General features: G+C 52.9%; 26 protein-coding genes and 1 tRNA gene. 18 read left to right on the plus strand and 9 right to left on the minus strand.

Features of this window, described 5'->3' with window-relative positions; genetic code table 11:
* The 12 genes from BEB54_RS22515 (at nt 1) to mtr (ending at nt 13,716) form a co-directional block, all read left to right on the plus strand.
* Nucleotides 1–77, plus strand: a tRNA-Met gene (locus BEB54_RS22515).
* A gap of 206 nt (nt 78–283) precedes the next feature.
* The gene (gene rimP / locus BEB54_RS22520; RefSeq protein ID WP_001300397.1) at nt 284–736 is read left to right on the plus strand and encodes a ribosome maturation factor RimP; all 453 of its coding nucleotides are present in this window, start codon (nt 284–286) and stop codon (nt 734–736) included.
* 27 nt (nt 737–763) lie between these two features.
* Complete coding sequence (gene nusA, locus BEB54_RS22525; protein ID WP_001031046.1) at nt 764–2,251, plus strand: transcription termination factor NusA; 1,488 nt, start codon at nt 764–766, stop codon at nt 2,249–2,251.
* Nucleotides 2,252–2,275: 24 nt separating this feature from the next.
* Entirely contained in the window at nt 2,276–4,948 is a 2,673-nt protein-coding gene (infB, locus tag BEB54_RS22530; RefSeq protein ID WP_000133052.1) for a translation initiation factor IF-2, read from the plus strand.
* A 163-nt stretch (nt 4,949–5,111) separates the two neighbouring features.
* On the plus strand, nt 5,112–5,513 hold the full coding sequence (rbfA, locus tag BEB54_RS22535) for a 30S ribosome-binding factor RbfA (protein ID WP_001040205.1): 402 nt from the start codon (nt 5,112–5,114) through the stop codon (nt 5,511–5,513).
* Complete coding sequence (truB, locus tag BEB54_RS22540) at nt 5,513–6,457, plus strand: tRNA pseudouridine(55) synthase TruB (RefSeq protein WP_046081278.1); 945 nt, start codon at nt 5,513–5,515, stop codon at nt 6,455–6,457. Before rbfA ends, truB begins: the two co-directional genes overlap by 1 nt.
* Before the next feature lie 148 nt (nt 6,458–6,605).
* Nucleotides 6,606–6,875, plus strand: a complete 270-nt coding sequence (gene rpsO / locus BEB54_RS22545; protein WP_000059466.1) for a 30S ribosomal protein S15 — start codon at nt 6,606–6,608, stop codon at nt 6,873–6,875.
* Between the two features lie 245 nt (nt 6,876–7,120).
* Nucleotides 7,121–9,256 (plus strand): polyribonucleotide nucleotidyltransferase, encoded by a 2,136-nt coding sequence (pnp, locus tag BEB54_RS22550; RefSeq protein WP_001298330.1) that lies wholly within the window; start codon nt 7,121–7,123, stop codon nt 9,254–9,256.
* 108 nt (nt 9,257–9,364) lie between these two features.
* Complete coding sequence (nlpI, locus tag BEB54_RS22555; RefSeq protein ID WP_000802080.1) at nt 9,365–10,249, plus strand: lipoprotein NlpI; 885 nt, start codon at nt 9,365–9,367, stop codon at nt 10,247–10,249.
* A 106-nt stretch (nt 10,250–10,355) separates the two neighbouring features.
* Entirely contained in the window at nt 10,356–10,436 is an 81-nt protein-coding gene (gene yrbN / locus BEB54_RS22560) for a protein YrbN (RefSeq protein WP_010723222.1), read from the plus strand.
* On the plus strand, nt 10,429–12,318 hold the full coding sequence (deaD, locus tag BEB54_RS22565; protein ID WP_001295553.1) for an ATP-dependent RNA helicase DeaD: 1,890 nt from the start codon (nt 10,429–10,431) through the stop codon (nt 12,316–12,318). Before yrbN ends, deaD begins: the two co-directional genes overlap by 8 nt.
* A 153-nt stretch (nt 12,319–12,471) precedes the next feature.
* The gene (gene mtr, locus BEB54_RS22570) at nt 12,472–13,716 is read left to right on the plus strand and encodes a tryptophan permease (RefSeq protein ID WP_000224351.1); all 1,245 of its coding nucleotides are present in this window, start codon (nt 12,472–12,474) and stop codon (nt 13,714–13,716) included.
* Nucleotides 13,717–13,833: 117 nt separating this feature from the next.
* Here the strand turns inward: mtr and BEB54_RS22575 are convergent, their stop codons facing one another.
* The 3 genes from BEB54_RS22575 to ubiU form a co-directional block, all read right to left on the minus strand.
* The gene (locus tag BEB54_RS22575) at nt 13,834–14,841 is read right to left on the minus strand and encodes a luciferase-like monooxygenase (RefSeq protein ID WP_105276802.1); all 1,008 of its coding nucleotides are present in this window, start codon (nt 14,839–14,841) and stop codon (nt 13,834–13,836) included.
* Between the two features lie 80 nt (nt 14,842–14,921).
* Nucleotides 14,922–15,800 (minus strand): U32 family peptidase, encoded by an 879-nt coding sequence (locus BEB54_RS22580; protein ID WP_001296442.1) that lies wholly within the window; start codon nt 15,798–15,800, stop codon nt 14,922–14,924.
* Nucleotides 15,801–15,808: 8 nt separating this feature from the next.
* Nucleotides 15,809–16,804, minus strand: coding sequence for a ubiquinone anaerobic biosynthesis protein UbiU (gene ubiU, locus BEB54_RS22585; RefSeq protein ID WP_001309783.1), 996 nt, complete (start codon nt 16,802–16,804; stop codon nt 15,809–15,811).
* Between the two features lie 208 nt (nt 16,805–17,012).
* Between ubiU and ubiT the strand changes: the two genes are divergently transcribed.
* Nucleotides 17,013–17,537 carry a ubiquinone anaerobic biosynthesis accessory factor UbiT gene (gene ubiT / locus BEB54_RS22590; protein ID WP_001295552.1) on the plus strand — a complete coding sequence of 175 codons (525 nt, stop codon included), beginning with the start codon at nt 17,013–17,015 and terminating at the stop codon, nt 17,535–17,537.
* Nucleotides 17,531–18,034, plus strand: a complete 504-nt coding sequence (locus BEB54_RS22595) for a GNAT family N-acetyltransferase (protein WP_000908554.1) — start codon at nt 17,531–17,533, stop codon at nt 18,032–18,034. Before ubiT ends, BEB54_RS22595 begins: the two co-directional genes overlap by 7 nt.
* On the opposite strand, the gene yhbQ is transcribed toward BEB54_RS22595, so the two are convergent.
* Nucleotides 18,021–18,323: a DNA damage response exodeoxyribonuclease YhbQ gene (gene yhbQ / locus BEB54_RS22600; RefSeq protein ID WP_105276801.1), complete on the minus strand. Its 303-nt coding sequence runs from the start codon at nt 18,321–18,323 to the stop codon at nt 18,021–18,023. The genes BEB54_RS22595 and yhbQ overlap by 14 nt on opposite strands.
* A 50-nt stretch (nt 18,324–18,373) precedes the next feature.
* On the opposite strand from yhbQ, the gene BEB54_RS22605 reads away from it, so the two are divergent.
* The gene (locus tag BEB54_RS22605; RefSeq protein WP_105276800.1) at nt 18,374–18,817 is read left to right on the plus strand and encodes a YhbP family protein; all 444 of its coding nucleotides are present in this window, start codon (nt 18,374–18,376) and stop codon (nt 18,815–18,817) included.
* Here the strand turns inward: BEB54_RS22605 and yhbO are convergent.
* Nucleotides 18,797–19,315 (minus strand): protein/nucleic acid deglycase, encoded by a 519-nt coding sequence (yhbO, locus tag BEB54_RS22610; RefSeq protein WP_000037614.1) that lies wholly within the window; start codon nt 19,313–19,315, stop codon nt 18,797–18,799. The genes BEB54_RS22605 and yhbO overlap by 21 nt on opposite strands.
* 127 nt (nt 19,316–19,442) lie before the next feature.
* Between yhbO and BEB54_RS22615 the strand changes: the two genes are divergently transcribed.
* Both BEB54_RS22615 and BEB54_RS22620 read left to right on the plus strand, forming a co-directional pair.
* Nucleotides 19,443–20,078 (plus strand): NAD(P)H-binding protein, encoded by a 636-nt coding sequence (locus BEB54_RS22615; RefSeq protein ID WP_001352912.1) that lies wholly within the window; start codon nt 19,443–19,445, stop codon nt 20,076–20,078.
* Nucleotides 20,079–20,150: 72 nt separating this feature from the next.
* Nucleotides 20,151–21,191 (plus strand): permease, encoded by a 1,041-nt coding sequence (locus tag BEB54_RS22620; protein ID WP_105282289.1) that lies wholly within the window; start codon nt 20,151–20,153, stop codon nt 21,189–21,191.
* A gap of 203 nt (nt 21,192–21,394) precedes the next feature.
* On the opposite strand, the gene dolP is transcribed toward BEB54_RS22620, so the two are convergent.
* Genes dolP through lpoA form a run of 4 tightly spaced genes read right to left on the minus strand, consistent with a single transcriptional unit; the run spans nt 21,395 to nt 24,979 of the window.
* Nucleotides 21,395–21,970, minus strand: coding sequence for a division/outer membrane stress-associated lipid-binding lipoprotein (gene dolP, locus BEB54_RS22625; RefSeq protein WP_000646033.1), 576 nt, complete (start codon nt 21,968–21,970; stop codon nt 21,395–21,397).
* A gap of 9 nt (nt 21,971–21,979) precedes the next feature.
* Nucleotides 21,980–22,570 carry a DnaA initiator-associating protein DiaA gene (gene diaA / locus BEB54_RS22630; protein WP_001158035.1) on the minus strand — a complete coding sequence of 197 codons (591 nt, stop codon included), beginning with the start codon at nt 22,568–22,570 and terminating at the stop codon, nt 21,980–21,982.
* Nucleotides 22,571–22,589: 19 nt separating this feature from the next.
* Nucleotides 22,590–22,985 (minus strand): YraN family protein, encoded by a 396-nt coding sequence (locus BEB54_RS22635; RefSeq protein ID WP_105276798.1) that lies wholly within the window; start codon nt 22,983–22,985, stop codon nt 22,590–22,592.
* Complete coding sequence (gene lpoA, locus BEB54_RS22640) at nt 22,943–24,979, minus strand: penicillin-binding protein activator LpoA (protein ID WP_105276797.1); 2,037 nt, start codon at nt 24,977–24,979, stop codon at nt 22,943–22,945. Before lpoA ends, BEB54_RS22635 begins: the two co-directional genes overlap by 43 nt.
* A gap of 64 nt (nt 24,980–25,043) precedes the next feature.
* Here lpoA and rsmI point away from each other — a divergent pair, with 64 nt between their 5' ends.
* Entirely contained in the window at nt 25,044–25,907 is an 864-nt protein-coding gene (gene rsmI, locus BEB54_RS22645; protein ID WP_000809263.1) for a 16S rRNA (cytidine(1402)-2'-O)-methyltransferase, read from the plus strand.
* Nucleotides 25,908–25,909: the final 2 nt, after the last annotated feature.

Below are 25,909 nucleotides of genomic sequence, written 5' to 3' on the forward strand. Positions count from 1 at the left end.
CGCGGGGTGGAGCAGCCTGGTAGCTCGTCGGGCTCATAACCCGAAGGTCGTCGGTTCAAATCCGGCCCCCGCAACCACTTTCCCTTAGAGTCCTTTTTCAAATATACTGTGAAGACTTCGGCCTTCGTAGTGGGATTTGAAAAAATCCTTCTGGAAAGTGCTCCAGACCGCAGTTGCGGTTATAGGGTTCAGTTATATAAAGCCCCGATTTATCGGGGTTTTTTGTTATCTGACTACAGAATAACTGGGCTTTAGGCCCTTTTTTTATGTCTTGGGGGTGGGCTTGTCCACATTAGAGCAAAAATTAACAGAGATGATTACTGCGCCAGTTGAGGCCCTGGGTTTTGAACTGGTTGGCATCGAGTTTATTCGCGGTCGCACATCCACACTGCGCATCTATATTGATAGTGAAGATGGCATCAATGTTGATGATTGTGCTGATGTGAGCCACCAGGTAAGTGCTGTGCTGGATGTCGAAGATCCCATCACCGTTGCTTATAACCTGGAAGTCTCCTCACCGGGTCTCGATCGCCCACTGTTCACGGCTGAACACTACGCCCGTTTCGTCGGAGAAGAGGTGACTCTGGTTCTCCGTATGGCGGTACAAAACCGTCGTAAATGGCAGGGCGTTATCAAAGCGGTAGACGGTGAAATGATCACAGTTACCGTCGAAGGTAAAGATGAAGTGTTCGCGCTGAGTAATATCCAGAAGGCGAACTTGGTTCCCCACTTTTAATAGTCTGGATGAGGTGAAAAGCCCGCGATGAACAAAGAAATTTTGGCTGTAGTTGAAGCCGTCTCCAATGAAAAGGCGCTGCCTCGCGAGAAAATTTTCGAAGCGTTGGAAAGCGCGCTGGCTACAGCAACCAAGAAAAAATACGAACAAGAGATCGACGTTCGCGTACAAATCGATCGCAAAAGCGGTGATTTTGACACCTTCCGTCGCTGGCTGGTAGTTGATGAAGTCACCCAGCCAACGAAAGAAATCACTCTTGAAGCTGCGCGCTTTGAAGATGAAAGCCTGAATCTGGGCGATTACGTTGAAGATCAGATTGAGTCTGTTACCTTTGACCGTATCACCACCCAGACGGCAAAACAGGTTATTGTGCAGAAAGTGCGTGAAGCCGAACGTGCGATGGTGGTTGATCAGTTCCGTGAACACGAAGGTGAAATCATCACCGGCGTGGTGAAAAAAGTGAACCGCGACAACATCTCTCTGGATCTGGGCAACAACGCTGAAGCCGTGATCCTGCGTGAAGATATGCTGCCGCGTGAAAACTTCCGCCCTGGCGACCGCGTTCGTGGTGTGCTCTATTCCGTTCGCCCGGAAGCGCGTGGCGCACAACTGTTCGTCACCCGTTCCAAGCCGGAAATGCTGATCGAACTGTTCCGCATTGAAGTGCCGGAAATCGGCGAAGAAGTGATTGAAATTAAAGCAGCGGCTCGCGACCCGGGTTCTCGTGCGAAAATCGCGGTGAAAACCAACGATAAACGTATTGATCCGGTAGGTGCTTGCGTAGGTATGCGTGGCGCGCGTGTTCAGGCGGTTTCTACTGAACTGGGCGGCGAACGTATCGATATCGTCCTGTGGGATGATAACCCGGCGCAGTTCGTGATTAACGCAATGGCACCGGCAGACGTTGCTTCTATCGTGGTGGATGAAGATAAACACACCATGGATATCGCCGTTGAAGCCGGTAATCTGGCGCAGGCGATTGGCCGTAATGGTCAGAACGTGCGTCTGGCTTCGCAGCTGAGCGGTTGGGAACTCAACGTGATGACCGTTGACGACCTGCAGGCTAAGCATCAGGCGGAAGCGCACGCAGCGATCGACACCTTCACCAAATATCTCGACATCGACGAAGACTTCGCGACTGTTCTGGTAGAAGAAGGCTTCTCGACGCTGGAAGAACTGGCCTATGTGCCGATGAAAGAGCTGTTGGAAATCGAAGGCCTTGATGAGCCGACCGTTGAAGCACTGCGCGAGCGTGCTAAAAATGCACTGGCCACCATTGCACAGGCCCAGGAAGAAAGCCTCGGTGATAACAAACCGGCTGACGATCTGCTGAACCTTGAAGGGATAGATCGTGATTTGGCATTCAAACTGGCCGCCCGTGGCGTTTGTACGCTGGAAGATCTCGCCGAACAGGGCATTGATGATCTGGCTGATATCGAAGGGTTGACCGACGAAAAAGCCGGAGCACTGATTATGGCTGCCCGTAATATTTGCTGGTTCGGTGACGAAGCGTAATAAACTGTAGCAGGAAGGAACAGCATGACAGATGTAACGATTAAAACGCTGGCCGCAGAGCGACAGACCTCCGTGGAACGCCTGGTACAGCAATTTGCTGATGCAGGTATCCGGAAGTCTGCTGACGACTCTGTGTCCGCACAAGAGAAACAGACTTTGATTGACCACCTGAATCAGAAAAATTCAGGCCCGGACAAATTAACGCTGCAACGTAAAACACGCAGCACCCTTAACATTCCTGGTACCGGTGGAAAAAGCAAATCGGTACAAATCGAAGTCCGCAAGAAACGCACCTTTGTGAAACGCGATCCGCAAGAGGCTGAACGCCTTGCTGCGGAAGAGCAGGCGCAGCGTGAAGCGGAAGAGCAAGCCCGTCGTGAGGCAGAAGAATCGGCCAAACGCGAGGCGCAACAAAAAGCTGAACGTGAGGCCGCAGAACAAGCTAAGCGTGAAGCCGCTGAACAAGCGAAACGTGAAGCTGCGGAAAAAGACAAAGTGAGCAATCAACAAGACGATATGACTAAAAACGCCCAGGCTGAAAAAGCCCGCCGTGAGCAGGAAGCTGCAGAGCTCAAGCGTAAAGCTGAAGAAGAAGCGCGTCGTAAACTCGAAGAAGAAGCACGTCGCGTTGCTGAAGAAGCACGTCGTATGGCGGAAGAAAACAAATGGACTGATAACGCGGAACCGACTGAAGATTCCAGCGATTATCACGTTACTACTTCTCAACATGCTCGCCAGGCAGAAGACGAAAGCGATCGTGAAGTCGAAGGCGGCCGTGGCCGTGGTCGTAACGCGAAAGCAGCGCGTCCGAAGAAAGGCAACAAACACTCTGAATCAAAAGCTGATCGTGAAGAAGCACGCGCAGCAGTACGTGGCGGTAAAGGCGGGAAACGTAAAGGTTCTTCGCTGCAGCAAGGCTTCCAGAAGCCAGCTCAGGCCGTTAACCGTGACGTTGTGATTGGCGAAACCATCACCGTTGGCGAACTGGCGAACAAGATGGCGGTTAAAGGTTCTCAGGTCATCAAAGCGATGATGAAACTGGGCGCAATGGCAACCATCAACCAGGTTATCGATCAGGAAACCGCACAGCTGGTTGCTGAAGAGATGGGCCACAAAGTTATCCTGCGTCGTGAAAACGAGCTGGAAGAAGCGGTAATGAGCGACCGTGACACGGGTGCTGCGGCTGAACCGCGCGCGCCGGTTGTGACCATCATGGGTCACGTTGACCACGGTAAAACCTCTTTGCTGGACTACATTCGTTCAACGAAAGTGGCCTCTGGCGAAGCGGGCGGCATTACCCAGCACATTGGTGCATACCACGTTGAAACTGAAAACGGCATGATCACCTTCCTGGACACCCCGGGGCACGCCGCGTTTACTTCAATGCGTGCACGTGGTGCGCAGGCAACGGACATCGTAGTCCTGGTTGTTGCTGCCGACGACGGCGTAATGCCGCAGACCATCGAAGCAATTCAGCACGCGAAAGCGGCAGGCGTGCCGGTTGTGGTTGCAGTGAACAAGATCGACAAACCAGAAGCCGATCCAGATCGCGTTAAGAACGAACTCTCTCAGTACGGCATCCTGCCGGAAGAGTGGGGCGGTGAAAGCCAGTTCGTACACGTGTCTGCGAAAGCAGGTACCGGTATCGATGAACTGCTGGACGCTATCCTGTTGCAGGCAGAAGTTCTGGAACTGAAAGCGGTACGTAAAGGTATGGCGAGCGGTGCGGTTATCGAATCCTTCCTCGATAAAGGTCGTGGTCCGGTTGCTACTGTTCTGGTACGTGAAGGTACTCTGCACAAGGGCGACATCGTTCTGTGTGGTTTCGAATACGGTCGTGTTCGCGCAATGCGTAACGAAATGGGTCAGGAAGTGCTGGAAGCAGGTCCGTCCATTCCAGTTGAAATCCTTGGCTTGTCCGGTGTTCCGGCTGCGGGTGACGAAGTTACCGTAGTGCGTGACGAGAAGAAAGCTCGTGAAGTTGCACTGTATCGTCAGGGCAAATTCCGTGAAGTTAAACTGGCACGTCAGCAGAAATCGAAACTCGAGAACATGTTTGCCAACATGACTGAAGGCGAAGTTCACGAAGTGAACATCGTTCTGAAGGCAGACGTTCAGGGTTCCGTGGAAGCGATCTCCGACTCCTTGCTGAAACTGTCTACTGACGAAGTTAAAGTGAAGATCATCGGTTCTGGCGTAGGTGGTATCACCGAAACCGACGCTACCCTGGCTGCGGCGTCCAACGCCATCCTGGTTGGCTTCAACGTACGTGCTGATGCCTCTGCACGTAAAGTGATTGAAGCGGAAAGCCTGGATCTGCGTTACTACTCCGTCATCTATAACCTGATCGACGAAGTGAAAGCGGCGATGAGCGGTATGCTGTCTCCGGAACTGAAACAGCAGATTATCGGTCTGGCGGAAGTTCGTGATGTGTTCAAATCACCGAAATTTGGTGCCATCGCAGGTTGTATGGTTACTGAAGGTGTGGTTAAACGTCACAATCCGATCCGCGTTCTGCGCGACAACGTGGTTATCTACGAAGGCGAGCTGGAGTCCCTGCGCCGCTTCAAAGATGACGTTAACGAAGTCCGTAACGGTATGGAATGTGGTATCGGCGTTAAGAACTACAACGACGTCCGCACTGGCGATGTGATCGAAGTATTCGAAATCATCGAGATCCAACGTACCATCGCTTAAGGTTTTTAGGGTTCTATGCGGGATAAGGCGTTTACGCTGCATCCGGCATGGATTGCCTGATGCGACGCTGGCGCGTCTTATCAGGCCTACGTGAACAGCCCTTCCACCTGAAATTAATTTTAAAAAGGGGCTAACAGCCCCTTTTTTGTCAGGAGAATTTATTATGGCGAAAGAATTTGGTCGCCCGCAGCGCGTAGCGCAGGAAATGCAAAAAGAGATCGCTCTCATCCTGCAACGCGAAATTAAAGATCCTCGTCTGGGCATGATGACCACCGTTTCCGGTGTCGAAATGTCTCGCGACCTGGCGTATGCAAAAGTATATGTGACGTTCCTTAACGACAAAGATGAAGACGCGGTTAAAGCGGGCATCAAAGCGTTGCAGGAAGCCTCTGGTTTCATCCGCAGCCTGCTGGGGAAAGCGATGCGCCTGCGTATCGTGCCGGAACTGACCTTCTTCTACGACAACTCGCTGGTTGAAGGGATGCGTATGTCAAACCTGGTGACCAGCGTGGTCAAACATGACGAAGAACGTCGTGTTAACCCGGACGACAGCAAGGAGGACTAATGAGTCGTCCTCGTCGTCGCGGTCGCGACATTAACGGCGTTTTGTTGCTGGATAAACCGCAGGGTATGTCCAGCAACGATGCACTGCAAAAAGTGAAACGGATTTATAACGCTAATCGTGCCGGGCATACCGGTGCGCTGGACCCGCTGGCGACCGGCATGTTGCCGATTTGCCTCGGAGAAGCGACGAAGTTTTCCCAGTATCTGCTGGACTCCGACAAACGCTATCGGGTGATTGCGCGTCTTGGACAGCGTACTGATACTTCTGACGCTGACGGACAAATCGTTGAAGAACGTCCGGTAACCTTTAGTGCAGAGCAACTGGCGGCGGCACTGGATACTTTCCGTGGTGATATCGAACAGATCCCTTCGATGTATTCAGCACTGAAATACCAGGGCAAAAAACTGTACGAATATGCGCGTCAGGGAATTGAAGTCCCGCGTGAAGCACGCCCGATTACCGTTTATGAATTGCTGTTTATTCGCCACGAAGGCAATGAACTGGAGCTGGAAATTCACTGCTCAAAAGGCACCTATATCCGCACTATCATTGACGATCTCGGCGAAAAACTCGGCTGTGGCGCGCATGTTATTTACCTGCGTCGTCTGGCTGTAAGTAAATATCCGGTTGAACGGATGGTGACTCTGGAACATCTGCGTGAACGGGTTGAGCAAGCCGAGCAGCAGGATATTCCGGCAGCGGAGTTACTTGATCCATTACTGATGCCAATGGACAGTCCAGCTTCGGACTATCCGGTGGTGAATCTTCCGTTAACGTCTTCTGTTTACTTCAAAAATGGTAACCCGGTTCGTACATCCGGTGCGCCGCTGGAAGGACTGGTTCGCGTTACAGAAGGTGAGAACGGCAAGTTTATCGGTATGGGCGAAATTGACGATGAAGGCCGCGTTGCGCCTCGTCGCCTGGTGGTTGAATACCCGGCGTAATGTTAACCGTCTTGCGATAACAAGTCGCTACGAGTAGAATACTGCCGCTTAACGTCGCGTAAATTGTTTAACACTTTTCGTAACGTACACTGGGATCGCTGAATTAGAGATCGGCGTCCTTTCATTCTATATACTTTGGAGTTTTAAAATGTCTCTAAGTACTGAAGCAACAGCTAAAATCGTTTCTGAGTTTGGCCGTGACGCAAACGACACCGGTTCTACCGAAGTTCAGGTAGCACTGCTGACTGCACAGATCAACCACCTGCAGGGCCACTTTGCAGAGCACAAAAAAGATCACCACAGCCGTCGTGGTCTGCTGCGCATGGTTTCTCAGCGTCGTAAACTGCTCGACTACCTGAAACGTAAAGACGTAGCACGTTACACCCAGCTCATCGAGCGCCTGGGTCTGCGTCGCTAATTCTTGCGAGTTTCAGAAAAGGGGCCTGAGTGGCCCCTTTTTTCAAACTGACGGCAGCAATTCACTGGAAACTAATGTATTGTTGCTATGAATGATCTTCCGTTGCAGAGGTTCGCGCGGCTAATGAGAGGCTTTACCCACATTGGGCTGGGTTAGGGTTGTCATTAGTCGCGAGGATGCGCAGAAGATCGGGTATTAACACCAGTGCCGTAAGGTGCTGTCTAAGAAAGAGAAAGGATATTACATTGCTTAATCCGATCGTTCGTAAATTCCAGTACGGCCAACACACCGTTACTCTGGAAACAGGCATGATGGCGCGTCAAGCCACTGCCGCTGTTATGGTTAGCATGGATGACACCGCGGTATTCGTTACCGTTGTTGGTCAGAAAAAAGCCAAACCAGGTCAGGACTTCTTCCCGCTGACCGTTAACTATCAGGAGCGTACCTACGCTGCTGGTCGTATCCCGGGTAGCTTCTTCCGTCGTGAAGGCCGCCCAAGCGAAGGCGAAACGCTGATCGCGCGTCTGATTGACCGCCCGATTCGCCCGCTGTTTCCGGAAGGTTTCGTCAACGAAGTTCAGGTTATCGCCACCGTGGTTTCTGTTAACCCGCAGGTTAACCCGGATATCGTTGCGATGATTGGTGCTTCCGCAGCACTTTCTCTGTCTGGTATTCCGTTCAATGGTCCGATTGGTGCTGCCCGCGTAGGTTACATCAATGACCAGTACGTACTGAACCCGACTCAGGACGAACTGAAAGAGAGCAAACTGGATCTGGTTGTTGCCGGTACAGAAGCTGCCGTGCTGATGGTTGAATCTGAAGCTGAACTGCTGAGCGAAGACCAAATGCTGGGCGCAGTGGTGTTCGGTCATGAACAACAGCAAGTTGTTATTCAGAACATCAATGAACTGGTGAAAGAAGCCGGTAAACCGCGTTGGGATTGGCAGCCGGAGCCGGTAAACGAAGCGCTGAACGCGCGCGTTGCTGCGCTGGCTGAAGCTCGTCTGAGCGATGCTTATCGCATCACCGACAAACAAGAGCGTTATGCGCAGGTTGATGTCATCAAATCTGAAACCATCGCGACGCTGCTTGCTGAAGACGAAACCCTGGACGAAAACGAACTGGGTGAAATTCTGCACGCTATCGAGAAAAATGTTGTTCGTAGCCGCGTACTGGCAGGCGAACCGCGTATCGACGGTCGTGAAAAAGATATGATCCGTGGTCTGGATGTACGTACTGGCGTGCTGCCGCGTACTCACGGTTCTGCACTATTCACCCGTGGTGAAACTCAGGCGCTGGTTACCGCAACGCTGGGTACTGCACGTGACGCGCAGGTTCTTGATGAACTGATGGGCGAACGTACTGACACCTTCCTGTTCCACTACAACTTCCCTCCGTATTCCGTAGGTGAAACTGGCATGGTCGGTTCTCCGAAGCGTCGTGAAATTGGTCACGGTCGTCTGGCGAAGCGCGGCGTGCTGGCAGTAATGCCGGATATGGACAAATTCCCGTACACCGTACGTGTAGTGTCTGAAATTACCGAATCCAACGGTTCTTCTTCTATGGCTTCCGTGTGCGGTGCGTCTCTGGCGCTGATGGACGCAGGTGTGCCAATCAAAGCTGCTGTTGCGGGTATCGCAATGGGTCTGGTGAAAGAAGGCGACAACTACGTTGTACTGTCTGACATTTTGGGCGACGAAGATCACCTGGGCGATATGGACTTCAAAGTTGCGGGTTCCCGCGACGGTATCTCTGCACTGCAGATGGATATCAAAATTGAAGGTATCACCAAAGAGATCATGCAGGTTGCGCTGAATCAAGCTAAAGGTGCGCGTCTGCATATCCTGGGCGTCATGGAGCAGGCGATCAACGCGCCGCGTGGTGATATCTCTGAGTTTGCACCGCGTATCCATACCATCAAGATCAATCCGGACAAGATCAAAGACGTTATCGGTAAAGGCGGTTCTGTTATCCGTGCCCTGACCGAAGAAACTGGCACCACCATCGAAATCGAAGATGACGGTACTGTGAAGATCGCAGCGACCGACGGCGAGAAAGCGAAACACGCTATTCGTCGTATCGAAGAAATCACCGCAGAAATCGAAGTGGGTCGCGTCTACAATGGTAAAGTGACCCGTATCGTTGACTTTGGCGCGTTTGTTGCCATCGGCGGCGGTAAAGAAGGTCTGGTCCACATCTCTCAAATCGCCGACAAGCGTGTTGAGAAAGTGACCGACTACCTGCAGATGGGTCAGGAAGTACCGGTGAAAGTTCTGGAAGTCGATCGCCAGGGCCGTATCCGTCTGAGCATTAAAGAAGCGACTGAGCAGTCTCAACCTGCTGCAGCACCGGAAGCTCCGGCTGCTGAACAGGGCGAGTAAGGTTGCCATTTGCCCTCCGCTGCGGCGGGGGGCTTTTAACCGGGCAGGACGCCTTGTTAGCAACCGGGAACAGGACGTTCATTCAACCGTGGTCTTCGGGAGTGGGAAATGAAGCCTTTTTTGCGCTGGTGTTTCGTTGCGACAGCACTTACGCTTGCAGGATGCAGTAATACTTCCTGGCGTAAAAGTGAAGTCCTCGCGGTACCATTGCAACCGACTTTACAGCAGGAAGTGATTCTGGCACGTATGGAACAAATCCTTGCCAGTCGGGCTTTAACCGATGACGAACGCGCACAGCTTTTATATGAGCGCGGAGTGTTGTATGATAGTCTCGGTCTGAGGGCATTAGCGCGTAACGATTTTTCGCAAGCGCTGGCAATCCGACCGGATATGCCTGAAGTATTCAATTACTTAGGCATATATTTAACGCAGGCAGGCAATTTTGATGCTGCCTATGAAGCGTTTGATTCTGTACTTGAGCTTGATCCAACTTACAACTACGCGCACTTGAATCGCGGGATCGCATTATATTACGGCGGTCGTGACAAGTTAGCGCAAGATGATCTGCTGGCGTTTTATCAAGACGATCCCAATGATCCTTTCCGTAGTCTGTGGCTTTATCTCGCCGAGCAGAAGCTCGATGAGAAGCAGGCTAAAGAAGTGTTAAAACAGCACTTCGAAAAATCGGATAAGGAACAGTGGGGATGGAACATTGTCGAGTTCTACCTGGGCAACATTAGCGAACAAACGTTAATGGAAAGGCTCAAGGCGGACGCAACGGATAACACCTCGCTCGCTGAGCATCTCAGTGAAACCAACTTCTATTTAGGTAAGTACTACCTAAGTCTGGGGGATTTGGACAGCGCCACGGCACTGTTCAAACTGGCGGTTGCCAACAACGTTCATAACTTTGTTGAGCACCGATACGCATTGTTGGAATTATCGCTCCTGGGCCAGGACCAAGATGACCTGGCAGAATCGGACCAGCAATAGCTGACGTACACATCAGCCCGTAATCTTTTTTGATTGCCATCACCTTAACGGGTGAGGGCGTTGTTGTTCGTTAATACACCTACTTTGAGCCGGTTCACACTTTTCAATGAAAATTGCTGATCAATTTCATGATGAGTTATGTAGACTGGCCGCCATTAATTTTGAGGCACACGTACTACATGGCTGAATTCGAAACCACTTTTGCAGATCTGGGCCTGAAGGCTCCTATCCTTGAAGCCCTTAACGATCTGGGTTACGAAAAACCATCTCCAATTCAGGCAGAGTGTATTCCACATCTGCTGAATGGCCGCGACGTTCTGGGTATGGCCCAGACGGGGAGCGGAAAAACGGCAGCATTCTCTTTACCTCTGCTGCAAAATCTTGATCCTGAGCTGAAAGCACCACAGATTCTGGTGCTGGCACCGACCCGCGAACTGGCGGTACAGGTTGCTGAGGCAATGACGGATTTCTCTAAACACATGCGCGGCGTAAACGTGGTTGCCCTGTACGGCGGCCAGCGTTATGACGTGCAATTACGCGCCCTGCGTCAGGGGCCGCAGATCGTTGTCGGTACTCCAGGCCGTCTGCTGGACCACCTGAAACGTGGCACTCTGGACCTCTCTAAACTGAGCGGTCTGGTTCTGGATGAAGCTGACGAAATGCTGCGCATGGGCTTCATCGAAGACGTTGAAACCATTATGGCGCAGATCCCGGAAGGTCATCAGACCGCTCTGTTCTCTGCAACTATGCCGGAAGCGATTCGTCGCATTACCCGCCGCTTTATGAAAGAGCCGCAGGAAGTACGCATTCAGTCCAGCGTGACTACCCGTCCTGACATCAGCCAGAGCTACTGGACTGTGTGGGGGATGCGTAAAAACGAAGCGCTGGTACGTTTCCTGGAAGCGGAAGATTTTGATGCGGCGATTATCTTCGTTCGTACCAAAAACGCGACTTTGGAAGTGGCAGAAGCTCTTGAGCGTAACGGCTACAACAGCGCTGCACTGAACGGTGACATGAACCAGGCGCTGCGTGAGCAGACGCTGGAACGCCTGAAAGATGGTCGTCTGGATATCCTGATTGCGACCGACGTTGCGGCCCGTGGCCTGGACGTTGAGCGTATCAGCCTGGTAGTTAACTACGATATCCCGATGGATTCTGAGTCTTACGTTCACCGTATTGGTCGTACCGGCCGTGCGGGGCGTGCTGGTCGTGCGCTGCTGTTCGTTGAGAACCGCGAGCGTCGTCTGCTGCGCAACATTGAACGCACTATGAAGCTGACCATTCCGGAAGTAGAACTGCCGAACGCAGAGCTGCTGGGCAAACGCCGTCTGGAAAAATTCGCCGCTAAAGTACAGCAGCAGCTGGAAAGCAGCGATCTGGATCAATACCGTGCACTGCTGAGCAAAATTCAGCCGACGGCAGAAGGTGAAGAGCTGGATCTCGAAACTCTGGCAGCCGCACTGCTGAAAATGGCACAGGGTGAACGTACTCTAATTGTTCCGCCAGATGCGCCGATGCGTCCGAAACGTGAATTCCGTGACCGTGATGACCGTGGTCCGCGCGATCGTAACGACCGTGGCCCACGTGGCGACCGTGAAGATCGTCCGCGTCGTGAACGTCGTGATGTTGGCGATATGCAGCTGTACCGTATTGAAGTGGGCCGCGATGATGGTGTTGAAGTTCGTCATATCGTTGGCGCGATTGCTAACGAAGGTGACATCAGCAGCCGTTACATCGGTAACATCAAGCTGTTTGCTTCTCACTCCACCATCGAACTGCCGAAAGGTATGCCGGGTGAAGTGCTGCAACACTTTACGCGTACTCGCATTCTCAACAAGCCGATGAACATGCAGTTGCTGGGCGATGCACAGCCGCATACTGGTGGTGAGCGTCGTGGTGGTGGTCGTGGTTTCGGTGGCGAACGTCGTGAAGGCGGTCGTAACTTCAGCGGTGAACGCCGTGAAGGTGGTCGTGGTGATGGTCGTCGTTTTAGCGGCGAACGTCGTGAAGGCCGCGCACCGCGTCGTGATGACTCTACTGGTCGTCGTCGTTTCGGTGGTGATGCGTAATCAACGCTGAACAGCGAACACAATCTGTAAAATAATATATACAGCCCCGATTTTAACCATCGGGGCTTTTTTTCTGTCTTTTGTACTCGTGTACTGGTACAGTGCAATGCATAACAACGCAGTCGCACTATTTTTCACTGGAGAGAAGCCCTCATGGCAACACTAACCACCACCCAAACGTCACCGTCGCTACTTGGCGGCGTGGTGATTATCGGCGGCACCATTATTGGCGCAGGGATGTTTTCTCTGCCAGTGGTCATGTCCGGTGCGTGGTTCTTCTGGTCAATGGCGGCGCTGATCTTTACCTGGTTTTGTATGCTGCATTCCGGCTTGATGATTCTGGAAGCTAACCTGAATTATCGAATTGGCTCGAGCTTTGACACCATCACCAAAGACTTGCTGGGCAAAGGCTGGAACGTGGTCAACGGCATTTCCATTGCCTTTGTGCTCTATATCCTGACCTATGCCTATATTTCTGCCAGCGGTTCGATTCTGCATCACACCTTCGCGGAGATGTCGCTGAATGTTCCGGCACGAGCTGCAGGTTTTGGTTTTGCGCTACTGGTGGCGTTTGTGGTGTGGTTGAGCACCAAAGCCGTAAGCCGGATGACGGCGATTGTGCTGGGGGCGAAAGTTATTACCTTCTTCCTCACTTTCGGCAGTTTGCTGGGGCATGTGCAGCCTGCGACATTGTTTAACGTCGCGGAAAGCAATGCGTCTTATGCACCGTATCTGTTGATGACCCTACCGTTCTGTCTGGCCTCATTTGGTTATCACGGTAACGTGCCGAGCCTGATGAAGTATTACGGCAAAGATCCGAAAACTATCGTGAAATGCCTGGTCTACGGTACGCTGATGGCGCTGGCGCTGTATACCATCTGGTTGCTGGCGACGATGGGCAACATCCCTCGTCCGGAGTTTATCGGAATCGCCGAGAAGGGCGGTAATATTGATGTGCTGGTACAGGCATTAAGCGGTGTATTGAACAGCCGTAGCCTGGACCTTCTGCTGGTCGTGTTCTCAAACTTTGCAGTGGCGAGTTCGTTCCTCGGTGTAACGCTGGGTTTGTTTGACTATCTGGCAGATCTGTTTGGTTTCGATGACTCAGCTGTGGGCCGCTTGAAAACGGCACTGTTGACCTTTGCACCGCCTGTCGTGGGTGGCCTGCTGTTCCCGAACGGATTCCTGTACGCCATTGGTTATGCTGGCTTAGCGGCTACCATCTGGGCTGCAATTGTTCCGGCGCTGTTGGCCCGCGCATCGCGTAAACGCTTTGGCAGCCCGAAATTCCGTGTCTGGGGCGGCAAGCCGATGATTGCACTGATTCTGGTGTTTGGTGTTGGCAACGCACTGGTGCATATTTTATCGAGCTTTAATTTGCTGCCGGTGTATCAGTAATTAGCGGTGCCTTATCCGACATTTCTGCTGCCTACACAATGCCTGATGTGCTTCGCTTATCAGGCCTACGTAGGACAGCGTTGCCAGCTCGGATAAGGCTTCCCACGTTAAAACACACTATCCCAGTAACTCTTCCTTAACATTCATCGCCAGCTCAAACGAATGCAGGCGCGCCTGGTGATCGAAAATCTGCCCGTTAACCATAATCTCATCCGCGTCGGTTTCGCGCAGGATCGACTGCAAACCATGACGCACTTTCGCTTTATCACCCACCAGCGACATACTCAGCGCCTGCTGCACGCCATACTGCTCAGACGGTGACCAGAACTGATCCATATTTTGAATCGGTGGCGGCAGTTGCCCGGTTTCACCGCGGCGCAGCTTCACAAAGGCTTGCTGCATCGAGGTAAACAGGAATTCGGCGTCGCGGTTGCTGTCGGCGGCGATAATATTGATGCACACCATCGCGTACGGTTTCTCCAGCCGCGCTGACGGTTTGAAGTTACTGCGATAAAGATGCAGCGCCTGGAATAGCATATCCGGTGCGAAGTGTGAGGCAAACGCGAACGGCAGACCAAGCTGCGCCGCCAGTTGTGCACTGTAAAGACTGGAGCCTAATAACCACACGGGGATTTTCTCGCCATAGCCTGGTACCGGGCGCACATGCGGATTGGGATCGCGGGCGTCAAACCAGTCCACCAGCTCCGCGACATCGCGGGGGAAATTATCAATATCGCCGCTCATATGACGACGTAGAGCCATCATGGTTCGCTGGTCACTACCCGGAGCACGGCCCAGCCCCAAATCGATTCGCCCCGGATAGAGCGTATTGAGCGTGCCGAACTGTTCGGCGATCACCAACGGTGAGTGGTTTGGTAACATCACGCCGCCAGACCCCAGATGCAGCGTAGTGGTATTCGCCGCCAGATAGCCAATCAAAACTGATGTTGCAGCACTGGCAATACCGGTCATATTGTGGTGTTCTGCCAGCCAGTAGCGATGATAGCCGTGCTTTTCAGCCAGACGGGCGAGATCGAGAGAGTGGGAGAACGCTTCTCGCGCTGAAGAGCCTTCGGGAATGGGGGCCAGATCGAGTAGCGAAAACGCAATGGTTTTATCAGTCATAACAGCTCACTTTGTTACCGATTAATCTTTAATACTGCATTAAAGAGTAGTTAAAGTTGTTAACAAAGTGAGCTATTTGCTTAGGCTTGCAGTTCCAGCCCAGCCAGCCGTCTCCAGTAGCCGTTACAGTCGCTGTTTGCCGTCAACGGGAGTGGTGCAGCACCATTTTCATTAGCGCGGAAGGCGTCGAGCATAGCGAAAGTGTCAGTACCCTGCGGTGACAGGCGGACCACATCAACCAGCCCCTGCATGGATGCCAGCTCGTTACCGAGGTTGTACACGTAGCCGCTCATGGTCTGAATGCCATTGAGCACAAACACTTGTTGGTTTTCCTGCGACAGCACGTTGCGCCCGTTCGGATACTTAATGCAGCAGGTTTCACACTCATCTTTCGGGCGGTCTTCCGAACGCGCGGTAAAGCAGCGGGCGGAGTAGGCCAGCGGCAGATGACCGTAGCTCAAGACTTCCACTTCAAACTGGTTACGAATGCCCAGCTCATCGCACTGATTAAGCAGATTCACCAGCCAGTCGCGGGAAAGCTCCACCGGCATACACCAGCGCATCATGCCCTGTTTGAGCAATATTTTCAGCGTCACCGCGTTGTAGCAGTTCAGCGCGTGTCCGGCGACGAACGGCAGTTTGCGCTCAGCGCACATATTCACCACGCCGAGATCGCTGGCTTCAATCAGAAACTCACCGTTCTCAACATAGCGTTTCAGTTCGCCCAGTTCGGAGGATGCCTGTACCAGCGCCAGCGTGGAGAGCACAATCTGCTTGCCACTTCCGGCGAGCGATTTTGCCATCTCCAGCCAGTCGCCAACTTTGGTTGCCCGGCGTTTGCTACAGACCGCTTCACCGAGATAAATCACGTCTGCGCTGCTGGCGGCGGCCTGCTGATAAAAATCTTCCAGCGTCTCTTTTGGCCAGTACCACAGCACCGGCCCTAAGGAATATTTCATTACTTTTCTCACTGCCATTTACGGTGATACGCGCCAAGAGTGGTTTGTGTGCCTTCGGACATCGACCCGAGCGTCTCCATCCACGCGCTTTGCGGCACGAAGTTTTGCGGATCGGCCTTACAACGGTCGATAGCCTGACGCCAGACTTTCGCTACCTGGCTGACATACGCAGGGCTACGCTGGCGGCCTTCAATTTTCACCGAAGCGATATTCGCCGCCATTAACTCCGGCAGTAGCTCAAGGGTATTGAGACTGGTTGGTTCTTCCAGCGCATGATAGCGCTCGCCGTCCACCAGATAACGCCCTTTACACAGCGTCGGATAACCTGCGTTTTCGCCGTCCTGATAACGGTCGATCAGCACTTCGTTCAGGCGGGATTCCAGCCCCTGCGGCGTTTGCTGCCAGCGCACGAAACGGGCCGGAGAACATGCCCCCACGGTGTTGGGCGACTCACCCGTCAGATACGACGACAGATAGCAACGACCTTCCGACATAATGCACAGACTGCCGAAAGCGAACACTTCCAGCGGTACAGGCGTGACCCGCGCCAGTTGTTTCACCTGATGAATCGATAACACGCGCGGCAGCACCACGCGGGCAACGTCAAAATGGCGATGATAAAAGTGAATCGCCTCTTCATTGGTCGCCGAAGCCTGCACTGACACATGACGCTCAATATGCGGGTAACGCTCGGCGGCGTACTCCAGCATGGCGAGGTCGGCGAGAATCAGCGCGTCGGCACCCAGCTGCGCCGCCATATCCACGGCGCGCTGCCAGCGGGCGTAACCGTCCGGATGCGCAAAAGTGTTAATCGCGATGTGAAGTTTGCGGCGATGTTGATGGACAAAACTCACCGCTTCCTGCAATTTTTTCTCGGTAAAGTTAAGGCCGGCGAAGTGACGGGCATTGGTATCATCTTTTAGCCCGATATAAACAGCATCTGCGCCGTTTTCGATGGCCGCCTTAAGCGCCGGGAGATTTCCGGCAGGGCAGAGCAGCTCCATAATTTTTCCTGAAGGGTGCGCTATCAAAGCGCAAAAATGTTAACGAACTGGGATTTTAGTTAACCTTGCAGCGACAATTTTTGATTTAAGGCAGTTAAAGTTGTATTGGTGGTAGCAGCAATTTCATATGGAATTGTTGATTTATACCGCTATGTTATTTTTCTGATATGGCAAAATAGGATGATTGTTGAAACAGGGAGTAAAACTCGTGTTGGATAAACTGCGTTCCCGTATTGTGCATTTGGGGCCATCTCTGTTGAGTGTACCGGTAAAACTGACGCCATTTGCGCTAAAACGCCAGGTTCTTGAGCAGGTCTTAAGCTGGCAATTCCGCCAGGCGCTGGATGATGGCGAGCTGGAGTTTCTTGAAGGGCGCTGGTTAAGTATTCATGTGCGTGATATTGACCTGCAATGGTTTACCTCGGTGGTGAATGGCAAACTGGTCGTTAGCCAGAACGCGCAAGCTGATGTGAGTTTTAGTGCCGACGCCAGCGATCTGCTGATGATTGCGGCGCGTAAACAAGATCCGGATACGCTCTTCTTCCAGCGTCGGCTGGTGATTGAAGGCGATACGGAGCTGGGGCTGTATGTGAAAAACCTGATGGACGCCATTGAACTGGAGCAAATGCCGAAAGCCTTACGCATGATGCTGCTGCAACTGGCGGATTTTGTTGAGGCGGGAATGAAAACCGCGCCTGAAACCAAACAGACATCGGTAGGTGAACCATGCTAATTCGAGTAGAAATTCCCATTGATGCGCCGGGTATTGATGCCCTGCTGCGTCGTTCATTCGAAAGCGATGCGGAAGCGAAGCTGGTTCACGATCTGCGTGAAGATGGCTTTCTGACGCTGGGGCTGGTGGCGACAGATGACGAAGGTCAGGTCATTGGCTATGTGGCATTTAGTCCGGTTGATGTGCAGGGCGAAGACCTGCAATGGGTCGGCATGGCACCGCTGGCGGTAGATGAAAAATACCGTGGACAGGGGCTGGCACGCCAACTGGTCTATGAAGGACTCGATTCGCTTAATGAGTTCGGCTATGCCGCAGTGGTGACGCTGGGCGATCCGGCGCTGTACAGTCGTTTCGGCTTTGAACTGGCGGCGCATCACGATCTGCGTTGTCGTTGGCCGGGCACTGAAAGCGCCTTCCAGGTACATCGTTTAGCGGATGATGCGCTGAACGGCGTAACCGGTCTGGTTGAGTATCACGAACACTTCAATCGCTTTTAATCTCCGGGGTTTGCAGGCTGCTCAACAGTTCTGCAAACCCTGAGCCTTCCGCTACCAGACGCTCTTTTTGCCGTTTGGTCAGTTGCTTGATGCGATATTCCATCCGTAACGCCAGCGAGCGGTCGCCCACTGGCGCGGAAAACGCCAGCGTCAGTTCTCCTTTCCCGCGCAGTGCTTTCGCCCCTTTTCCGCTTTGGTGCTGCTGATAGCGGCGTTCAACATCCGTAGTGATCCCGGTATAAAGCTTATTGTCGGCGGTACGGATCAAGTAAAGAAACCAGGGTGTCATCGTCTGCGTCACATGTTAAGGTCAGGCCCACAGTATAAAAGAGAACAGCTATGGAAACACTCACCGCCATCAGCCGTTGGCTGGCAAAACAACATGTTGTCACCTTGTGTGTGCAGCAGGAAGGGGAACTGTGGTGCGCCAATGCCTTTTATCTTTTTGATGCGCAGAAAGTTGCCTTCTACATTTTGACGGAGGAAAAAACGCGTCACGCGCAGATGAGTGGGCCGCAGGCGTCAGTTGCCGGAACGGTAAACGGTCAGCCGAAAACGGTAGCGTTAATTCGCGGCGTGCAGTTTAAAGGTGAGATCCGCAGACTGGAAGGTGAGGAAAGCGACCTTGCGCGCAAGGCGTATAATCGTCGCTTTCCGGTTGCCAGAATGCTGTCGGCGCCGGTGTGGGAAATCCGGCTTGATGAAATCAAATTCACTGACAACACGCTGGGCTTTGGTAAAAAAATGATTTGGCTACGTAGCTCAGGCACCGAGCAGGCGTAACGCCTCGCGGTTAAACGCGGGCAAATCGTCCGGTGTCCGACTGGTAACCAACTGATCTTTATCGACCACCACTTCCTGATCGTAAAATTCCGCGCCCGCGTTTTTAACATCAATCACAATCGGTTTAACCGCGGTCAGTTTGCGTCCCCGAATCACATCGGCGCTGATCAGCAGCTGCGGACCGTGGCAAATGGCAAACACCGGTTTGCCGCTATTCACAAAATCACGGGTAAAGGTGACAAAACGGTTGTCGCCACGCAGATAATCCGGTGAATGGCCGCCCGGTAGCAGCAGGGCATCAAACTCCGCTGGCGTCACTTCATCGATGGATTTATCGATGGTCACGCTGGCTTCTCCTTTTTTCCCTTTCACCGTTTTACCCGCTTGTTTTTCAATGGTAATCACTTCGTGTCCGGCTTTACGGAACTCGTCTGCGGGTGAAGTAAATTCTGAATCCTCAAATTCATCAGTGATTAAAACGGCAATTTTCTTACTCATGCTTCCTCCGCGTTGTTGCATTGGATGAGGCGAATTTCTCACAATCGGGGATAATTACCTCATGGTCTATTAAGCCTGGTGCATGAGCCGGGGAGCGCAAGGCAGACAATTCTGTAAAGGAGCGAAGATGAGTCAGGTACTGATTACAGGCGCAACGGGGCTGGTGGGCGGTCACCTGCTGCGGATGTTGATTAACGAACCGAAAGTTAACGCTATTGCTGCACCGACGCGACGTCCGTTGGGAGATATGCCAGGAGTGTTCAATCCCCATGATCCGCAACTGACCGACGCGCTGGCACAGGTCACCGATCCCATCGACATTGTGTTTTGTTGTCTCGGCACCACGCGGCGGGAAGCGGGGAGCAAAGAAGCGTTTATTCATGCCGATTACACACTGGTAGTGGATACCGCATTAACCGGGCGGCGACTGGGTGCTCAGCATATGCTGGTAGTCAGTGCTATGGGGGCCAATCCCCACTCGCCGTTTTTCTATAACCGCGTCAAAGGGGAGATGGAAGAAGCGTTAATCGCCCAGAACTGGCCGAAACTGACCATTGCCCGTCCGTCGATGTTGCTGGGCGATCGCAGCAAGCAGCGGATGAACGAAACGCTTTTTGCACCGTTGTTTCGTCTGCTACCGGGTAACTGGAAATCCATTGATGCGCGAGACGTGGCGCGGGTCATGCTGGCAGAGGCGATGCGGCCTGAGCATGAAGGTGTGACTATTTTAAGCTCTTCAGAATTACGCAAAAGAGCTGAATAATTATTCCCAAGAATTGATAGTGAGCGTAATATTCACGCGCTCAATTATCATGACTAATTCCTGGGGAATGCTATGACTGGTCAGTCTTCATCTCAGGCGGCAACGCCCATTCAGTGGTGGAAACCCGCGCTTTTCTTTCTCGTTGTCATTGCCGGACTTTGGTATGTGAAATGGCAACCTTACTACGGTAAAGCCTTTACTGCCGCCGAAACTCACAGTATCGGTAAATCTATCCTTGCGCAGGCGGATGCTAATCCGTGGCAGGCGGCGTTGGATTACGCGATGGTCTATTTCCTCGCGGTTTGGAAAGCGGCGGTGCTGGGAGTGATCCTCGGGTCGTTGATTCAGGTGCTGATCCCGCGTGACTGGTTATTGCGTACGCTTGGGCAATCGCGCTTTCGCGGCACGCTGCTGGGAACGCTGTTTTCGCTGCCGGGCATGATGTGTACCTGCTGTGCGGCTCCGGTCGCGGCGGGAATGCGTCGCCAACAGGTGTCGATGGGCGGTGCGCTGGCATTCTGGATGGGGAATCCGTTGTTAAACCCGGCGACGCTGGTGTTTATGGGGTTTGTCCTCGGCTGGGGCTTTGCCGCGATTCGTCTGGTGGCGGGGCTGGTGATGGTGTTGCTGATTGCGACGCTGGTGCAAAAATGGGTGCGTGAAACACCGCAAACACAGGCACCGGTCGAAATTGACATGCCGGAAGTGCAGGGCGGATTTTTTAGCCGCTGGGGCAGGGCGCTATGGACGCTTTTCTGGAGTACGATCCCGGTATATATCCTTGCCGTACTGGCGTTGGGTGCCGCTCGCGTCTGGTTATTCCCCCATGCCGATGGTGCTGTCGATGACAGCCTGATGTGGGTGATTGCGATGGCGGTAGCGGGATGCTTGTTTGTCATTCCCACGGCAGCAGAAATTCCGATTGTACAAACGATGATGCTGGCAGGTATGGGAACCGCTCCGGCGCTGGCATTGTTGATGACGCTTCCTGCTGTAAGTTTGCCGTCGCTGATAATGTTGCGTAAAGCGTTCCCGGCGAAAGCCTTATGGCTGACGGGTGCGATGGTGGCGGTGTCTGGTGTGATTGTCGGCGGGCTGGCGCTGTTGTTCTGATTTGAGGGAAAACATGTCGGATGCGGCGTAAACGCCTTATCCGACCTACGGTTTGCATCGTTGCAGGCCTGATAAGACGCGGCAAGCGTCGCATCAGGCAACGGCAGTCGGATGCGGCGCAGGCGCCTTATTCGACCTACGGTTTGTGTCGTGTAGGCCTGATAAGACGCGGCAAGCGTCGCATCAGGCATTACAAGGTGCTGCTATTTAATAAACGTAAACGCTGTGGTTACACGTTTTACGCCGCTCACCCGACTGGCAATATCTGCCGCCGCTTTCGCTTCACGTTCAGTCACCAGCCCCATCAGGAACACTTCACCGTTTTCGGTGGTCACTTTCACGTTGGAGGATTTCACCAGATCGCTGGTTAACAGCTGCGAACGCACTTTGGTGGTGATCCACGTATCGTTAGACGCTTCGCCCAGACCAATCGGCTGGCCCTGACGAATCTCGTTATACACTTCGTTGGCACCGTCTACGCCCATAGCAATCTGTTTGGCGCGAGCCGAAAGTTCAGCGTTTGGTGACTGCCCAACCAGCAGCACTTTGCCCTGATAGGCCGTTACATTAATGCGAGCTTCTTTCTTGATTTGTTCGTCTTTCGACAATGCGCTGTTCACGCGCACTTCCAGGGTTCCATCGTCCACCTGGGTGCCGACACTGCGTGGGTCAGTTGCGGCTTTTGTACCCACAGCCGCGGTGCCCACTACGGCGGCAGCAACGCAACCTTGCAACAGCAGTGCGGAAATAAGGACTGCGATTGGCGATAATGCCTTCATGTATTCTCCTTAAACATCCTGGTGAGGGAAAAGCGTGTTATCGATCAGATCGCACAGGCAATTTACCGTCAGCATATGCATCTCCTGAATGCGAGCACTACGATGCGAAGGAATGCGGATCTCCACATCCTGTGGCCCTAACAAACCTGCAAGTTCGCCGCCATCGTAGCCGGTTAATGCCACAATGGTCATATCACGCGTAACGGCAGCTTCTACTGCTTTTACGATATCGCGGCTGTTGCCACGGGTGGAAATGGCTAACAACACATCTCCCGCATGCCCCAGCGCCCGCACTTGTTTTGCATACACTTCATCATGTAAGCGATCGTTGGCAATCGCCGTTAAGACAACATTATCAGTATTTAGTGCAATGGCAGGTAAGCTGGGCCGCTCCGTTTCGAATCGGTTGATCATGCTGGCAGCAAAATGCTGTGCATTGGCAGCGGAAGTTCCATTACCACAACAGAGGATTTTGTTGCCATTGAGCAGAGACTGAACCAGCGTCATGGCTGCACGGGAGATGGCATCCGGAAGCGCCTCTGCTGCCGCAATTTGAGTTTGAATGCTTTCAGTGAAGCAAGCTTTAATTCGTTCTTGCACGCTAATCCTTAAACCTTAATTATGAGTGGTCATTAAAGGCATCCTTAATCCACTCAACTTCATTCCCGGTGAAGGCTACCACATCGAACCGGCAATCCACAGTATCAAAACTCCCATTATGACGCGCGAGCCACAAGCGGGCAGTCTGTAATAATTTGTGTTGTTTGCTTCGGGTCACACTGGCTGTCGCACCACCGTAAAGGGCTGAGCGGCGGTAACGCACCTCGACAAAAACAGTGGTCCTGCCTTCACGCATTATCAGATCGATCTCGCCGCCACGCTCGTTCACGTTAGCGGCGACAAACCGCAGTCCTTTGCTCTCCAGCCAGCGACGCGCTTGTGCTTCCCACGCATCGCCGGTCTGTTTAGTGGTTAACTGGCGGGGACTACCTGACCTTGTTGGTACTGTAGCCATGATAACTTCCTGTTAATTACGCAATCCGGGTTAGCCGTCAGACTTCCGGTATTACCGTTGATTTCGAAACCCTGAACCTGGCGCATTTGTGAGAAATGATTTGCCAACGACCAGGCATCAACGCCCATCGCATACATGCGAGCCAGCGAATAATCGTTATTCACCGCACTGAGCGCCTGCTGCATTAATGGCAGATTACCGCCTGCCAGCATCGGGATTTCGCTATATTGCAAACCTTCCATTTCCAGACGGAAATCCGGACCCGCGGTGCCTTGTGCGCTGCGGGAACTGGCGTACAGCGTTGCACCACTCTGGCTACCGTTACGCATGGCGATCATCGGTTTGATAAAAGCGATTTCACCCGGCGTTGCCACAATGTACACCGCATCGACACGACCGCCATTATTGGTGAACTGGTCATCGGTTGGCGTGGTTTGCAGCATTGGATTGTTGGTCGTTATGCCTGAATCGGTTGTCGCTCTGGGAGTAATCGGGCTACCGGTTAAAGCGATACCAGAACCACCGTTAACTCCCGCGCGTAATTCGCTGGTGGAACCAAATTTTTGTTGCAAAACGGTGCCGCCGCCCAGCTTCTGCCACTCTTGCGCAAACGCATTGGCTACGCGATCGCCCAGCGAACTGCGAGGGATCAGCACCAGTGGCGCTTGTTTACCCTGGTCACGAATATGACGCGCTGCATCGCGCGCTTCGTCTTCCGGTGAAAGCGCGAAGTAACAAATATTGACGCGGTTTTCGATATTTTCCGGCTGGTTCAGTGCCAGCACGTTCAGCGGGGTGTTGCTTTTCAGTAACTCTTCAACGTTATTTTTCAGCAACGGACCGACCACAATACTCGCGCCATCCTGTTGAACCTGGTTGAGGATCTGGCTAAGCGGTTGTGATGAGGTATCATAAATTTTCAGCTCTGCGGATGGATTCGCGGGGGCGCTTACCGCCGCAGTGTTTGCCGCCGGGGCGCTTACAGGCACTGGTTGAGCCGCGGTTTCTTCGCCTGTCAGATCGCTAACCGAGGCTTGTGCCGGGCTGGCAACGCCGTCAACAGTTTGCTGCTGGGGTTGTTCTGCAACGTCTGCGATTGGTGCGGCAGTTGCCTGTGCCGCCACTGGCTGAGTGCCGATATTTTTCGCCGCTTCAAAGCCTTGCTGAATAGTGCGGCCAAATACTGCGGCCTGACCATTCAACGGCAATAACAGGGCTATTTTGTTGGTTGACGCTGGTTTAAATGCTTTTACGTTTACCAACTGCGTAGGCAGCATTTTCGCGCCCGGGTTGTTCGGATAACGTTTCTGCCAGTCGGCGATCCCAGCTTTCATCATGTCGGGATCGTTACGGTTATCAAACCAGACGCGCTGCAGATCAAGCCAGCCTTGCAGAATATTTTCGTCGGCGTTGATCACCAGCGTATTCGCCTGGTCCTGAGTCATGGAGGAGAGTGCCTGCCATGTAGCATCAATATTCTGTTGCTTTTCTTTCGCGCCGAGCAGGGGTTCCTGAGCAATTAAGGCGCGCAGTAAATCAATGGAAGGACGCCCCTGACTGGCATCGATTTTTGCCTGCCAGTAACGCGCCTGCTGGTTTTGATCTAAATCGGCAGGTGTGATTTTCGCCAGCAGGGTTTGTGCGCCAGCAAAATCTTTCTGCGCCAGCTTAATTTCTACTGCCAGAAGAGTTTTCTCGCGACGCTGGTAATCGTTCAGTTCCTGCGGCAGCTGGTTAAACAGCTCCACCGCCTGCCCGGTTTTACCTTCTTTCACCAGTGCACGAATGGCGAGTAATTGCCAGTTGATCCTGGTATCATCAGCGCTTTGCTGCATCTGCTGAAGATAAAAGGCAGAATCAGCCTGCGCCGTGCCCTGCATATAGGCAGTGGACTGATCGGGAGTATGGGTGCCACAACCGGCGAAAATCAGGGCTGCCAGAACAATAGGCAGACAACGCGCGGCTTTCAAACGAGAAAATGTTGAGGGTACCATAATGTATCCAGTGATATTTTTTTTACGCAATGCTCAATATTAAATCGGCAATACGGACGACACAATGAAACAACACCAATCGGCGGATAATTCTCAGGGCCAGCTTTACATTGTACCGACGCCAATCGGCAATCTGGCAGATATCACCCAGCGTGCGTTGGAGGTTTTACAGGCCGTTGATCTGATTGCCGCCGAGGATACGCGTCATACCGGTTTACTGCTGCAACATTTTGGAATTAACGCCAGGTTGTTCGCCTTGCACGACCATAACGAACAACAGAAAGCCGAAACGTTACTGGCGAAGCTGCAAGAGGGGCAAAACATTGCGCTGGTGTCCGATGCCGGAACGCCACTAATTAACGATCCCGGCTATCATCTGGTGCGTACCTGCCGAGAAGCGGGGATTCGCGTGGTGCCACTACCGGGGCCGTGTGCTGCTATCACTGCATTAAGTGCTGCGGGTTTACCATCCGATCGTTTTTGTTATGAAGGCTTTTTACCTGCCAAATCAAAAGGCCGCCGTGATGCGCTAAAAGCCATTGAAGCGGAGCCGCGCACGCTGATTTTTTATGAATCCACCCACCGTCTGTTAGATAGCCTGGAAGATATCGTTGCTGTGCTGGGTGAGTCCCGTTACGTGGTGCTGGCGCGTGAGCTCACCAAAACCTGGGAAACCATTCACGGCGCGCCCGTTGGCGAGCTGCTGGCGTGGGTAAAAGAAGATGAAAACCGTCGCAAAGGCGAAATGGTGCTGATTGTTGAAGGCCATAAAGCGCAGGAAGAAGACTTACCCGCCGATGCCCTGCGCACGCTGGCGCTGTTGCAGGCAGAACTGCCGCTGAAAAAAGCGGCGGCGCTGGCAGCAGAAATTCACGGCGTGAAGAAAAATGCGCTGTATAAGTATGCGCTGGAACAGCAGGGGGAGTGATT

The sequence above is a fragment of the Escherichia sp. MOD1-EC6021 genome (assembly GCF_002965245.1).
GTDB lineage: Bacteria > Pseudomonadota > Gammaproteobacteria > Enterobacterales > Enterobacteriaceae > Escherichia > Escherichia coli_F.

What these genes read in the sequence shown, in the direction of transcription:
- BEB54_RS22580 (WP_001296442.1), bottom strand. Translation starts at nt 15,800, where the DNA reads ATGAAATATTCCTTAGGGCCGGTGCTGTGGTACTGGCCAAAAGAGACG.
- BEB54_RS22635 (WP_105276798.1), bottom strand. Translation starts at nt 22,985, where the DNA reads ATGGCTACAGTACCAACAAGGTCAGGTAGTCCCCGCCAGTTAACCACT.
- nusA (WP_001031046.1), top strand. Translation starts at nt 764, where the DNA reads ATGAACAAAGAAATTTTGGCTGTAGTTGAAGCCGTCTCCAATGAAAAG.
- rsmI (WP_000809263.1), top strand. Translation starts at nt 25,044, where the DNA reads ATGAAACAACACCAATCGGCGGATAATTCTCAGGGCCAGCTTTACATT.
- infB (WP_000133052.1), top strand. Translation starts at nt 2,276, where the DNA reads ATGACAGATGTAACGATTAAAACGCTGGCCGCAGAGCGACAGACCTCC.
- ubiU (WP_001309783.1), bottom strand. Translation starts at nt 16,804, where the DNA reads ATGGAGCTGCTCTGCCCTGCCGGAAATCTCCCGGCGCTTAAGGCGGCC.
- deaD (WP_001295553.1), top strand. Translation starts at nt 10,429, where the DNA reads ATGGCTGAATTCGAAACCACTTTTGCAGATCTGGGCCTGAAGGCTCCT.
- BEB54_RS22575 (WP_105276802.1), bottom strand. Translation starts at nt 14,841, where the DNA reads ATGACTGATAAAACCATTGCGTTTTCGCTACTCGATCTGGCCCCCATT.
- BEB54_RS22595 (WP_000908554.1), top strand. Translation starts at nt 17,531, where the DNA reads ATGCTAATTCGAGTAGAAATTCCCATTGATGCGCCGGGTATTGATGCC.
- yhbQ (WP_105276801.1), bottom strand. Translation starts at nt 18,323, where the DNA reads ATGACACCCTGGTTTCTTTACTTGATCCGTACCGCCGACAATAAGCTT.
- yhbO (WP_000037614.1), bottom strand. Translation starts at nt 19,315, where the DNA reads ATGAGTAAGAAAATTGCCGTTTTAATCACTGATGAATTTGAGGATTCA.
- truB (WP_046081278.1), top strand. Translation starts at nt 5,513, where the DNA reads ATGAGTCGTCCTCGTCGTCGCGGTCGCGACATTAACGGCGTTTTGTTG.
- mtr (WP_000224351.1), top strand. Translation starts at nt 12,472, where the DNA reads ATGGCAACACTAACCACCACCCAAACGTCACCGTCGCTACTTGGCGGC.
- nlpI (WP_000802080.1), top strand. Translation starts at nt 9,365, where the DNA reads ATGAAGCCTTTTTTGCGCTGGTGTTTCGTTGCGACAGCACTTACGCTT.
- rbfA (WP_001040205.1), top strand. Translation starts at nt 5,112, where the DNA reads ATGGCGAAAGAATTTGGTCGCCCGCAGCGCGTAGCGCAGGAAATGCAA.
- BEB54_RS22605 (WP_105276800.1), top strand. Translation starts at nt 18,374, where the DNA reads ATGGAAACACTCACCGCCATCAGCCGTTGGCTGGCAAAACAACATGTT.
- yrbN (WP_010723222.1), top strand. Translation starts at nt 10,356, where the DNA reads ATGAAAATTGCTGATCAATTTCATGATGAGTTATGTAGACTGGCCGCC.
- dolP (WP_000646033.1), bottom strand. Translation starts at nt 21,970, where the DNA reads ATGAAGGCATTATCGCCAATCGCAGTCCTTATTTCCGCACTGCTGTTG.
- rpsO (WP_000059466.1), top strand. Translation starts at nt 6,606, where the DNA reads ATGTCTCTAAGTACTGAAGCAACAGCTAAAATCGTTTCTGAGTTTGGC.
- BEB54_RS22615 (WP_001352912.1), top strand. Translation starts at nt 19,443, where the DNA reads ATGAGTCAGGTACTGATTACAGGCGCAACGGGGCTGGTGGGCGGTCAC.
- lpoA (WP_105276797.1), bottom strand. Translation starts at nt 24,979, where the DNA reads ATGGTACCCTCAACATTTTCTCGTTTGAAAGCCGCGCGTTGTCTGCCT.
- BEB54_RS22620 (WP_105282289.1), top strand. Translation starts at nt 20,151, where the DNA reads ATGACTGGTCAGTCTTCATCTCAGGCGGCAACGCCCATTCAGTGGTGG.